This is a genomic window from Halomonas sp. NPDC076908, from assembly GCF_050269715.1.
In the GTDB taxonomy this organism is placed as follows: Bacteria; Pseudomonadota; Gammaproteobacteria; order Pseudomonadales; family Halomonadaceae; genus Vreelandella.
The window spans coordinates 13,864-26,600 of sequence record NZ_JBNNIW010000013.1; the positions used below are offsets into that span (position 1 = coordinate 13,864).

The window sequence follows — 12,737 nt, forward strand, 5'->3', positions numbered from 1 at the left end:
AGAACTCAACGGCGTGACAAAACATACGAAGACACGTCCAGTAGTTGCCCGTGACGTGATCCTCATCGACGAAGGGGGAATAAACAAAGAGATGAGTAGCTGACTTACGGGGACATGATCGAAGAGACGAAAAGGAAGCAAGCTTTGCCAGCACCTTCGCCATATATACAAAGCGGAAAAGCTGCCCCTCCCTTGGTGAGGCCTTGTTGCCTCACCAAGGAAATACATCATGCTGTAGCAATGTGACCGAGGTGCTACTTTGCCAACTCCCGCTTCTTTACCAATGCCCTGACCAGTTTTGCTAACAAAGGATATAAGAAAAAAAGCAGGGTAATGGACAAAAGACTTGTCGCAATCGGGCTGCCAAAGAAAATCGACGGATCACCACGCGAAATATCTAGTGCCTGTCGCAGGCTGGTTTCCAGCCTGGGCGTCAATACAAATGCCAACAACAGAGGCGCTACCGGATACTTGGCAACATTCATGAAAAAGGCGACCACGCCCGCCCCTAACATGAACCACACATCGAACATACTATTGTTGACGCTATAGGAACCCACTACACAGACCACAGCAATGACCGGTATCATGAATGCTGGAGGAACGCGTAACAACTTAACAAGGAAGGGGATAATGGTGAGTGCAGCGAGTACCGCCATGACATTACCTAGGTACATGGATGAAATTAGCCCCCAGACGAAATCGGGGCTATTTTGGAACAGCATCGGGCCTGGCTGCACTCCCCACATCATCAAACCGCCCAGTAGCACGGCAGCCGTCCCAGAGCCCGGAATACCCAAGGAAAGTAAGGGAGCGAAAGAGCCTGCAGCAGCCGCATTGTTTCCTGCTTCGGAAGCCGCAACCCCTTCGATTCTACCCGTTCCCATCTCAGCACCGTGTCGGCCGACTTTTTTTTCAAGCACGTAAGCCAAGAAAGACCCTGTCGTGGCCCCTGCTCCTGGCAGGATACCCACCAGATTACCCAGCACGCCCGAACGAAGGGAGGTGGGAATGATGCTCCGCAATTCACTACGGTTCAATAAGCTTTCGCGAAGAGATAGCTTTGTCATCAAACCGGCGGCATCCACTCTGTTGACCATCATTTCCAGAACCTGACTGAAACCAAACATTCCAATGACCAATGGAATGAAAGAAACTCCATTCAACAAATACATCGAATCAAAAGTATATCTTGGCTGACCAAAAGCCAAACCAATACCTACCATCGCAAGCATGATGCCAATGAACGTGGAAATCAGGCCCTTCTTAGGACTATCTCCCAACAACCAGCCAATGGAGCACAGCGCAAGAATCACAAGTGCTGCGACTTCAGCAGGGCCAAACAACAACCCAATCTTTGCTAACACGGCTCCCATAAACGTCAACATGACAATGCCAATGGTTCCGCCAATGAAAGAGGCAATGTTAGCTGTAAATAGTGCCTTACCAGCCTGCCCCTTTTTCGAAAGCGGGTATCCATCCAGGGCCGTTACGACAGCCGGTGCATCACCAGGTATATTGAGCATAATGGCACTGTAGGATCCCCCGTACATGCAACCGTAATATACGGCACCCAGCATAATAATGCCGGTGATAGGATCCATCTGAAACGTCAGTGGTAACAACAAGGCAACGCCAGTTACGGAGCCAAGGCCCGGAATCGCTCCGATCACGATACCTAAGCCAGCCCCGACAAGAGCAGCGAGTATGTTTGAGAAAGTCAGCGACGTCGCGAAACCCGACATCAGGGATTGAAGGATATCCATGTGAGACTTACCTTATTATTATAACATTTCAAGGAACATGCCTTGAGGAAAGGGAACCTTCAGCCATAGGCCAAACAGTAAATACAGCGCCACCCCAGCGCCAATACCAGTAAAAACCGATTGCTTCCAGGACTTCTTCTCGACTAGAAGAATCCACAATAAGATAAAGAGTGACATGGAAAGAACCATGCCGAGCAAAGGAATACACAGTATCGCTAAGGCCATTGCAGCCGCTGGCCATAGGCTTCTCCCCCCAATAGGTTTTGCACTAACGGGAGAGAAAAAGAATTCATAAATGCCAAGTGCAGCAGCACCGATACCTGCTACCGCTGCAAAAAAGCCGCCTCCAGGACCATTATTCACCCAGATGCCGTACTTGAAAATGCCAAACGCTGCCCAACAAAGCCCCATTATCACGATTCCGATGGTGACTAAAGCCGGCAGCCAGGAAAGGCTCTCTCTCTCAGAAGACCGCTCTACTTCCATACTCATTTCTCTCCTAACTTCCATGAAAGCCTAAAGTGCCCAAGAGCTTTAACAGAATGTATGAACGTCATGGGCGGCCACAGGCAGCCAAACCGCCTATGGCCACCAAAGACATTACTCGATGATTCCGACCTCCTTGAACTTCTCCGTATAGCGGTCTTTCTCTTTACTATAGAACTCGGCGCTCTCCTCGGCTCCCATGAAGGTGCCGATCAGGTTGTTCGTCTCGATATAATCGGAACTCCACTGCTCGCTCTCCGACGCCTTTTTCAGGACGCCCTCCCAATAAGCGACCGCTTCATCCGACATTTCAGGAGGCCCCGCATAGCCACGGAAAATCATCAATTGGGTATCAGGATAACCAAGCTCAGCAAAGGTCGGAACATCATCATAAGGTGCTTCGAGCCTCTCATCAGAAAGCGCTGCAAGACTGCGCACCTGACTCGGATCCATACGCGACCCAAGCTTGTATACAGCAGCATCGATATGGCCACCCAGCAAGGCGGACGTCACTTCACCCGTGCCACCGAAGGGTACGTACTGGAAATCCGTGCCTAAGCTAGAATTGATCATGGCGAAAGCAAGATGATCCTCACCCCCACGTCCAGCACCGCCAATTGCGATGCTACCTGAGTCTTCTTCCGCCTTTTTGATGAGGTCGTCGAGATTTTCGACATCGTTATCGGCGGCAACGCCCAGAAGGAGCGTGTCCAGCGCGAGCGTGCCAAGGGGGGTCAAGTCTTCCAACTGAACATTAGCGTCATTGGTAACCATACTCATCATCTGTCCTCCATTGAAGGTCATGATGGTGTGGTTGTCATCACCCTTGTTATAGGTATAGCTATTACCGACTGCGCCAGAGCCGCCGGGTCGATTGTTGACCAAAATGGTTGCGTCGACGAGATCGCTCTGCCGAAACGTCTCCACCAACATGCGAGCATTGATGTCACTACCGCCACCGGCACTATAGGGAACGACAAACTCCACGTTACGCTCGGGTTCCCAAGCGTTCGCACTACCGCTGATAAGCGTGATACCAACCGCCCCTGACAGCGCGACCTTGCCAAGCTGTTTCACTATGGTCATGTTTTCACCCAAATTGTTGTTGTGGCTTTTCCATCATATTTCACGACTGCAACAAACTTACTCGGCGCTCTCATCCTCGAATATGGATGAACTCGTAGTATGACAGCTCGCTAACAGCCCGCCTCGGCTCGCAAAGGAAAGCCGTGTACCTTGCATACCTTATACTACCTAGGCTTTATCATTTTGAACTCATAATTCATTCTTTCAACGTAGACTTTAGTCGACGGTACGCCTTCTAACCCCGATGCCCCTCTCACCTATGAAGCGAAAGTCATAAGAAAATCGTTATAGCAGCGCATTAAGCATCACGAAAAGAGGTTAAAAGGCACCTCAACTATGGCTCACACTTTTTTTCCTAATTCATGCAAAGCATGCTTACATCGAAAGTATAATATATTTAATTGAATTCATAATTCACATTGAGAATCTATCAAGTTTGAGGACAAGCCCTCCTTGCTTACTATCTGGACTGAGCTTTTGTCTGACTTATATTCACTCTCTTTAGGAAAATAAAATGAAACTAAATGATTCTGCTCTATTTCGGCAGCATTGCTACATTGATGGGCGCTGGACGGATGCCGAAGCACAAGCGGCAATCGAAGTCACCAACCCAGCCACCAATGAACAATTAGGGACGGTGCCAAAGCTAAGCAAGGACGAGGTTGGCGCGGCCATTGATGCTGCCGATCGGGCCTTCCCTTTATGGAAAGCCAAGACAGCCAAGCAGCGCGCCTCGATCCTGCGAAAGTGGTTCGATCTATGCATGGAGCACCAGGAGGATCTAGCGCAGATACTGACTCTCGAACAGGGCAAGCCACTCCAGGAGGCCAGGGGTGAAATCGCCTACGGTGCCTCCTTTATCGAATGGTTTGGTGAAGAAGCCAAGCGGGTCTATGGCGACGTCATCCCGGCTCATGCCAATGATCGTCGCATCATCGTCACCAAGGAGCCCGTCGGCGTGGTGGCCGCCATTACCCCCTGGAACTTCCCCAATGCCATGATCACCCGCAAAGCCGCTGCGGCCATGGCGGCGGGGTGCAGTGTGGTTGTCAAGCCTGCCTCCAGCACACCCTATTCGGCCTTAGCACTGGCCGAGCTCGCCGAACGAGCTGGGGTTCCTCAGGGTGTATTGAATGTGGTAACGGGGAGTGCGAGCGTCGTGGGCGGCGAGCTTACAGCCAACCCGCGGGTACGTAAGCTCTCCTTCACCGGCTCCACCGAGGTCGGCAAAATATTACTCGGCGAGTGTGCGAAAACGGTCAAAAAGGTCTCGATGGAACTGGGCGGCAATGCGCCCTTCATCATTTTTGAGGATGCTGACCTTGACCAGGCGGTTGCAGGAGTAATGGCGTCCAAGTTTCGCAATACCGGTCAGACCTGCGTTTGCGCGAATCGGATTTTCGTCCACGACAAGGTCTATGACGACTTTGCCGACCGGCTGGCCACGGCCGTCAACGCGCAAAAGGTTGGTAATGGCCTCGAAGAGGGCGTCGCACTGGGGCCCTTGATCAACCTAGCGGCCGTCGAAAAGGTCGAGCAACATATCGAGGATGCGAAGGCCAAAGGAGCTAACGTACACCTGGGCGGGCAACGCCATGCGTTGCAGGGTAACTTCTTTCAGCCGACGATCCTGACTAATGTCTCACCCGACTCCCTGCTCATGCACGACGAAACCTTCGGCCCGGTGGCCCCGTTGTTACGATTCAGCGATGAAAACGATGTGATTCGCCAAGCCAATGACACCTCTCTGGGATTGGCCAGCTACTTCTATACCCGTGATGTGGGGCGCGTCTGGCGCGTCGCGGAAGCCTTAGAGTGTGGCATCGTGGGCATCAACGAAGGCATCATCTCCAGCGAGTTGGCTCCTTTCGGCGGGGTCAAGGAGTCCGGTATTGGCCGCGAGGGTTCCAAGTACGGCATCGATGACTATATCGAAATCAAATATCTCTGCATGGGTGGTCTTTGAATCCCGACCGGCAAAACGACAAAGGACAACACATATGAGCAGCAAGCAACAACGGGTCGGCATGATCGGCGTTGGTTTAATGGGACACGGAATTGCCAGCAGCCTTCAACGCTATGACTGGCCCCTGAACTTCCTGGAACATCCCGGCAACCAACCGGTCGAGGATCTGATCGCCAAGGGTGCGACCGCCTATCCCACTGGGGCGGCTCTCGCTTCCCACTCCGACATCATCATCCTTTGTGTTACCGGCACGCCCCAAGTGGAAGAAGTGTTGTTCAGTGACGGTGGCGTTCTGGAGGGCCTTCGCTCAGGTACAGTTGTCATCGACTGTTCGACCGCGATCCCCAGCTCCACCCTACGGATCGCCGAGGCCGTGGAAGCAGCGGGAGGCCGTTTCCTAGATGCACCGATGACTCGCACACCCAAGGAAGCCGCCGAGGGCCGGCTCAACCTGATCGTCGGGGGCGACCGTGAACTCTTTGAAGCTCAACTCCCCCTGTTACAAAGTTATGCGGAAAATATCACTCATGCTGGACCGGTAGGCTCGGGTCATAAACTGAAGTTGCTGCATAACTTCGTCTCAGTCGGCTTTTCCACGGTATTGGCGGAAGCGGCGGCCTGTGCGGAACAAGGCAGCATCGAAGCAGAGGTTTTGGTCGACGTCCTGGCACATGGTGGTGGCGCAGGAACAGTATTGGAGCGGCTGCGTCCGTATATTCTTTCGCGGGATGACAGCGGATTCCGCTTCAGTATCGCTAACGCACACAAGGATATGGGCTACTACCTAACCATGGCGAACGATACCGGTGCCACAAAGGGCGCGGCTGCAGGAATTTACCAAGTGCTGGACGACGCAGAGTCCTCGGGTCATGCCCACTCGACGATGCCCGAGCTTGTCAGCATTCTGAACGACCAGGCACGAAAATGAGCCCTGGCGCCGGTAAGCTTTCTCCATAACGTACGTCAACGAGTGGTTGCCAACTCGACTTGCTGCCTCAACTCGACGATCAACTCGGCTGTTGCCGGAGAAAGAGGTTCATGCTTGCGGGTAATGATGCCGTAGTAATCCAGGGGTTTGCCGACGGTAATGGATAACGTGACGTACTGACCGCTGGCCAGCGGCCGGTGTAATACCGAGCGAGGCAATATGGCCAGCATGTCGGAGGCCAGTAACAGCTGCAGAATGGACTGTGTCGAGGTGGTCTCGATGGTGTTCACAGGTGAAGGAATCCCTGCGTCAGCCAAGGCTTCCTCGAATATGCCTCGCATGGGGCTGGCCAGCGGATGCAGAATCCATGGCCAGCCGCTCAGTCCATCAAGTGTCACACCATCAACAGTTGCGAGAGGATGTCCCTGACGAGCGACGACACGCAATGGTTCCTCAAGGAGTGGCTCGAAGTCGAAAAGATTGTGTTGGCTGACATGTGTTAAGCGGCCGATGACTAGATCAAGCCGCTTGTACTCCAGCGCTAGGAGCAGGCGATCGCTGCTCTGTTCGTCAATACTCACCGAGAGCCTTGGTCGCCGCTCTTTAAGGGCGGCAATAGCGGCGGGCAGAATTTCGGGAGCTGCTGCAGGTATCGCGCCGATCACAAGATGACCATAACCCCCTTCTCGCAAGACCTGAACGTCATCGACCAGTCGTTGAACGTCGTTCAGAAGGCGTTCCGCATGCCTTACCACAGCTTTACCGAGGTCGGTCGTAACCATGGCGCGAGGTTGACGCTCGAAGATCGAAAATCCGAAGTAGCTCTCCAGGTCGCGCAACATCTTGCTCGCGGCTGGTTGACTGAGATTCATCTGCCTAGCGGCCGCGTGCATGTTACGACTCTGCTCGAGATTCACCAGCAATTGCAGATGCTTAAAACGTAACCAGCTGTTGAGGCTGGCGGACATCAGCTTTTCCATCAAGTCTCCTTCACCATCACATGAATCCAAAGCAATCTCATAACGATACGACACATGATAACTAGAGGTAATCGCTATTCGTTAATTTTTGATTGGAAGGTTATTGAATGGCAAGACTAAGCTGGAGCAAGTCATGCCAACAAATATCACAAGGGCCCATTGCCGATGACCATGATTACCCACCTGGACGTTCAGGACATTCGATTTCCCACTTCTCGATCATTGGATGGCTCTGATGCCATGAATGCTGCGCCGGACTATTCGGCCACCTATGTCACCCTGCATACCGATGCCAGTGACGGCATTGTAGGGAACGGACTCACTTTCACGATCGGGCGTGGTAACGAGATTTGTGTCAAAGCGGTCCAATCGCTCGCCTACCTGATCGAGGGTCGCAATCTCGAGGCCATCACCTCCGACATGGGAACCTTCTGGCGACATCTGACCAGCGGCGACAGCCAACTTCGTTGGACCGGGCCAGAAAAAGGCGCCATTCATTTGGCCACCGCGGCCATCGTCAATGCCATATGGGATCTATGGGCCAAGTCAGAGCAAAAACCGGTATGGAAACTGCTCGTCGACATGTCTCCAGAACAGCTCGTCAACTGCCTCGACTTCCGCTTCGTCAGCGATGCCCTGACGCCTCAGGAGGCATTGGCCATTCTTCGGCGCAAGGCTAGCGGCAAGGCTAGCCGCGAACAGGAAATGTGTGAGCAAGGCTATCCCGCTTATACCACCTCGGCTGGCTGGCTCGGCTACTCCGCTGACAAAGTGCGTCGTCTCGCTCGCGAAGCCCTGGCGGAAGGCTGGACACACTTCAAGCAAAAAGTGGGAGGCGATCTCGCCGAAGACTGCCTGCGCGCCCAAATTCTCAGGGAGGAGATCGGCTGGGACCGTACCCTGATGATGGATGCTAACCAGATGTGGGATGTCGACGAAGCCATCGCCAACATGCGCCAACTGGCTGAGTTCGACCCATTGTGGATCGAGGAGCCCACCAGCCCCGACGATATACTGGGGCATGCCGCAATACGTCAACGCCTCGGTTCGATCGGTGTCGCTACCGGTGAGCACTGTCATAACCGGGTCATGTTCAAGCAACTGCTCCAGGCCGAAGCCATCGACTACTGCCAACTCGATGCCGCCCGCTTGGGAGGACTCAACGAAGTCATCATCGTACTATTAATGGCCGCCAAGTTCGGCGTCCCGGTCTGCCCCCATGCAGGCGGTGTCGGTCTCTGCGAGTATGTGCAACATATTTCGATGTTCGACTACATCGCCGTGTCGGGTTCGCTGGATGGCCGCATCCTGGAATACGTTGACCACTTGCACGAGCATTTCGAAAACCCGGTGTTGATACGCAATGGTCGCTATCAGGTCCCCATGGCGCCCGGCTACAGTATCACCATGCACCCGGATTCGCTGTCTCGCCATGCTTACCCTGGCGGGCAGGCATGGAAAGAAAAGTGAATAAAACCATTGAGGAGATTTGTAACATGCCACAAGTACAACCCTGTATCGCCCTGACCCTTGGCGACCCGTCCGGCATCGGGCCCGAACTGGTGGCCAGGCTACTTGAGGACCGCGACGCGGTGAGCCAGGCCAGCATCGTGGTTGTGGGTGACCGTTGGCTATGGGAAGAAGGTCAGCGGGTAGCTGGCATCCGCCATGACCTCCCTGAAATCGCAAGCTTTGCCGAGGCGCGCGACCAAACAGGCCCAATGCTGTTACCTATATCGACCATTAAGCCGGAAGACGTCGAATACGCCAGGGTCAGCGGCCTGTGCGGCGCCTCTGTACTCAAAGTGCTGGCGCAGTGTATGGATGGCGCCAGTGATGGACATGTCGATGCGATCTGCTTCGCCCCGCTCAACAAGCTATCCATGAAACAGGGCGGACTGAAACACGAGGATGAGCTCCACTTCTTCGTCGACCATCTAAAGGTCGAGACCCCCGTCTGCGAATTCAACACCCTAGGCAACCTCTGGACGTCGCGCATCTCCTCGCATATCCCGCTTGCTGAGGCGGCGTCTCATGTGACACCTGAACGCATCCTTAGCGCTACCCAGTTAATTCATGATGCGTTGGTAGCCGCTGGCATAGAGCAGCCCCGTATCGGTGTAGCGGCACTAAACCCTCACGCTGGAGAAGGCGGAACCTGCGGCCGCGAAGAGATAGACATCATTGCACCAGCGATCGACGCATGCCGCGACGCCGGCTACGCAGCCCAGGGCCCCTTCCCTGCCGACACGATCTTTCGGCGCGCCCGGGATGGAGAATTCGATGGCATCGTGACCATGTATCACGACCAGGGGCAAATCGCCTTGAAGCTGATGGGCTTTGAGCGCGGCGTCACTGTTCAGGGTGGACTGCCGATCCCCATCACTACCCCGGCCCATGGCACCGCCTTTGATATCGCAGGACAAGGAAAAGCCAACGTCGAAGCCATACGCCACGCCTTTGATATCGCCTGTCGGATGGGGCTAAATTTTGTAAGTCGATGACTAGAAATCATCGACGAAAGTACAACTCGAAAAAATGAATTATGAGTGCATAATAAATTTTTAAAGGATAGGATAACTCATAGGTAACTTAAGGTAATAGCAAGAAACTAAGCTTATAAAAGCAATAAAAATTAGCCTGAATTACACGAAAACAAAACAAAAAAGAGAGGTGCAACATGTTTCTTAAGAAAAAGCTCACACTAACAATTGCCACTTTAGCCGTTAGTGTTACAACTTTGTCGGTTTCAGCCGAAACATTACGCTATGCCCATGTTGGTGCAGAAGGAGATTCGCAGACACGCTATGCGTCCGAAGCGGCTGCCTCAATTGAGGAAGCAACCGATGGTGAGATTACGTTTAACCTGTTCCCGTCAAGCCAGCTTGGGGGTGTCGCCGAAATGGTCGATGGTGTGTCACTTGGATCGATATCAATGGCACATCACGAATTTGCCTCGCTCGCTCAAACCGTTCCCGATATTGCCGTATTCAATGCTCCTTTCATTTATCGTGATGCTGAGCATGCCCTGAAAGCTACAGATCCTAACTCACCTGTCATCAGTGAAATGAACGAAAAGCTCATTGAAGAAGGTGATATGCGTATCATAGGCCGCATGTATCGAGGGGCGCGACATATTACCGCCAATTTTCCCGTCTACTCACCCGCTGACCTGGAAGGCAAGCCTTTCCGTGCGGTACCACTTGATATATGGATCTCCATGGTTAATGGATTTGGCGCTGATCCGACTCCGGTCGAAGTCTCAGAACTTCCCACCTCATTAATGACAGGGCTTGTGGTTGGCCAGGAAAATCCACTGACCATGCTTATGTCCAATAGCCTTTATGAAGTGCAGTCCCATGTATCAATGACCGGACACATGCACTCCATATTAGCCGTCTTCATCAACGAAGATACATGGCAATCCTTGGACGAAGGCCATCAAGAAACCATTACGCGAATACTCGAAGAGAAAGCTCAGGAATCGCTCCAATGGGCACAAGAGCGGGAAGCCAGCCTTGTGGAAGAACTGACGGAAAAGGGCATGACCTTCATCACTGAAGAGAACGGGCTTGAGTTGGAAGCCTTCCGTGAACAGGTCTTGGCACAAATAAACGAGGACTACCCTAACTTTCAACCCTATATCGAACAAATAGCGGAAATAGAGTAATAGTTTGGCAGCGAGGAAGAGCGTACTCCTCGCTGCCCTTACTTACTACCACATAGGGTCGCCAGCATGAGAACCGGAAAAAGGCTGTTGGAAGTTTTCTGCTTAGCCTTGCTAGCAGGCATGATAATTGTTCCTTTTATGCAGGTTATAACTCGCTCCGTATTTGGGTTTTCTTTTCCAGGAGCGGGAGAACTCACGAGATTCTTGCTCATTTGTCTGGTGTTCTCCTCTTACCCACTTGCAATCTCAAGTGGTGAAAACATCGAAATGGCAGAGCTTCGCGAGACATTACCTAGCACATTAAAAATATGGCTGTACAAGATTGTCGCTCTGTTATCTATCATTACGTGTCTTTTCATTGCATATGCTGCATTCATCACCGTACAAGCAAATTTGAATAAAGCTACGCCTGTTCTGAAAATTCCTTATTGGATCTTCTTCAGCACTACTTTCCTAGGTTTTGCTGGAGCTGCCTTTATGCACTTCTATCAGGGATTCAAGTCCCCTCGCTCTAAACCCAGCATTGGTTTATAGGATAAAAAAATGGGCTTTATGATACTGGCTTTGTTCTTGGTATTTTTCCTACTCGGTTTCCCTGTGGTCTATGCCATTCTCATTCCTTCGGTGATGTATGTTCTTATTGAAGGGTTTCCAATCGGGCTTCTCGGTCAGCGCATCACTTATTCTCTCGATAGCTTTCCATTGGTTGCAGTACCAATCTTCATCTTTGTCGGGAACTTAATGAATCAGTCTGGTATTACAGACAGAATCTTCCATTTTGCCAACACTTTGGTTGGGAGAGCGCCTGGCGGATTGGCACAGGTCAATATTTTCTCAAGCTTGGTATTTTCAGGTATGTCAGGCGCGTCTCTTGCCGATGTGGGTGGGCTAGGCAAGATAGAGATCGAAGCCATGAAGAAAAGGGGGTATGGCGCCCCCTTCTCGGCGGCGGTCACTGCTTCATCGGCCGTCGTCGGCCCGATATTCCCCCCTAGTATTCCGCTGATAGTTTATGGGTCGGTCACTAGCGTCTCCATTGTGCAGCTTCTTCTCGCCGGTATCGTTCCTGCCTTGATCTGCACGGCACTATTAATGATCACCGCAGCGATTTTGGCGATCAAATATGACATGCCTCGTGCCCCGAGACTCCCCACGATCAGTGAACTGTATAAGTCGTTCATCCCCGCCTTGCCCGCACTTCTAGCACCGGCGTTAATGATCTCAGGGATGTTATTGGGCTTATTTACCCCCACGGAAGCAGCAGCTGTGACAGCAGCCTATGTGCTGTTGGTTAGCTCGATTTTTTACCGAGAGCTGACTTGGCCACACTTGATAAACTCGATGATGGCCACGCTAAAGACAACGAGCGCGATACTGATCATCGTGGCTGCGGCCTCAATGTTTGGTTGGATATTATCGGTTGAGCAGATTCCACAGCAGTTCGCTGCCTTCATATTGCAGATATCCCAAGATCCGTTAATGCTACTGCTCATTGCGAATCTAATATTTTTCATCGCAGGTATTTTTCTCGATTCGACCACTGCAACACTGTTGATTGTGCCTATTGTCGCGCCGCCCATGGTACTTGCAGGAGTTGACCCGGTACACCTGGGCATTGTTGCCATTTTCAATCTAATGATTGGGTTGCTTACCCCCCCAATGGGCCTTTCGTTGTTCCTCGTATCATCGATTGCCCAAGTCTCACTGAGACAGCTTTTGAAAGCACTTATTCCTTTCTATATCCCGCTACTGATCACACTGGCAATTATTACATTTGCAACAGACTTAGTGCTTTGGCTACCAAGCTTCTTGCGCTAAAGAGCGTGGCCTAAACTAATCAGCGACTGGACTGTTA

The 12,737-nt window shown here is 52.1% G+C and carries 11 protein-coding genes; 7 read left to right on the plus strand and 4 right to left on the minus strand.

Translation table 11 applies throughout. The features are described from left to right. Window positions 1-254 precede the first annotated feature (254 nt). The 3 genes from ACQKE4_RS09560 to ACQKE4_RS09570 form a co-directional block, all read right to left on the minus strand. Entirely contained in the window at window positions 255-1,766 is a 1,512-nt protein-coding gene (locus ACQKE4_RS09560) for a tripartite tricarboxylate transporter permease (protein ID WP_427388084.1), read from the minus strand. 18 nt (window positions 1,767-1,784) lie between these two features. Further along, a complete protein-coding gene (locus ACQKE4_RS09565) occupies window positions 1,785-2,258 on the minus strand; it encodes a tripartite tricarboxylate transporter TctB family protein (protein ID WP_427388085.1) in 474 nt (157 codons plus the stop codon). A gap of 108 nt (window positions 2,259-2,366) precedes the next feature. Further along, window positions 2,367-3,338 carry a Bug family tripartite tricarboxylate transporter substrate binding protein gene (locus ACQKE4_RS09570; RefSeq protein ID WP_427388086.1) on the minus strand — a complete coding sequence of 324 codons (972 nt, stop codon included), beginning with the start codon at window positions 3,336-3,338 and terminating at the stop codon, window positions 2,367-2,369. Window positions 3,339-3,852: 514 nt separating this feature from the next. Here ACQKE4_RS09570 and ACQKE4_RS09575 point away from each other — a divergent pair. Together ACQKE4_RS09575 and ACQKE4_RS09580 are read left to right on the plus strand one after the other, a co-directional pair. Then, window positions 3,853-5,304, plus strand: a complete 1,452-nt coding sequence (locus ACQKE4_RS09575; RefSeq protein ID WP_427388087.1) for an NAD-dependent succinate-semialdehyde dehydrogenase — start codon at window positions 3,853-3,855, stop codon at window positions 5,302-5,304. Next, a complete protein-coding gene (locus ACQKE4_RS09580; protein ID WP_427388088.1) occupies window positions 5,261-6,232 on the plus strand; it encodes an NAD(P)-dependent oxidoreductase in 972 nt (323 codons plus the stop codon). Before ACQKE4_RS09575 ends, ACQKE4_RS09580 begins: the two co-directional genes overlap by 44 nt. 35 nt (window positions 6,233-6,267) lie before the next feature. On the opposite strand, the gene ACQKE4_RS09585 is transcribed toward ACQKE4_RS09580, so the two are convergent. Beyond that, a complete protein-coding gene (locus tag ACQKE4_RS09585) occupies window positions 6,268-7,212 on the minus strand; it encodes a LysR family transcriptional regulator (protein ID WP_427388089.1) in 945 nt (314 codons plus the stop codon). Window positions 7,213-7,377: 165 nt separating this feature from the next. On the opposite strand from ACQKE4_RS09585, the gene ACQKE4_RS09590 reads away from it, so the two are divergent. The 5 genes from ACQKE4_RS09590 (at window position 7,378) to ACQKE4_RS09610 (ending at window position 12,700) form a co-directional block, all read left to right on the plus strand. Beyond that, window positions 7,378-8,682, plus strand: a complete 1,305-nt coding sequence (locus tag ACQKE4_RS09590) for an L-fuconate dehydratase (RefSeq protein WP_427388090.1) — start codon at window positions 7,378-7,380, stop codon at window positions 8,680-8,682. Window positions 8,683-8,708: 26 nt separating this feature from the next. Continuing rightward, on the plus strand, window positions 8,709-9,716 hold the full coding sequence (locus ACQKE4_RS09595; protein WP_427388091.1) for a 4-hydroxythreonine-4-phosphate dehydrogenase PdxA: 1,008 nt from the start codon (window positions 8,709-8,711) through the stop codon (window positions 9,714-9,716). A 176-nt stretch (window positions 9,717-9,892) separates the two neighbouring features. Continuing rightward, complete coding sequence (locus ACQKE4_RS09600; RefSeq protein ID WP_427388092.1) at window positions 9,893-10,882, plus strand: TRAP transporter substrate-binding protein; 990 nt, start codon at window positions 9,893-9,895, stop codon at window positions 10,880-10,882. Between the two features lie 66 nt (window positions 10,883-10,948). Then, window positions 10,949-11,416: a TRAP transporter small permease gene (locus tag ACQKE4_RS09605; protein ID WP_427388093.1), complete on the plus strand. Its 468-nt coding sequence runs from the start codon at window positions 10,949-10,951 to the stop codon at window positions 11,414-11,416. A 9-nt stretch (window positions 11,417-11,425) separates the two neighbouring features. Beyond that, a complete protein-coding gene (locus tag ACQKE4_RS09610) occupies window positions 11,426-12,700 on the plus strand; it encodes a TRAP transporter large permease (RefSeq protein WP_427388094.1) in 1,275 nt (424 codons plus the stop codon). The last annotated feature ends 37 nt before the right edge of the window (window positions 12,701-12,737 follow it).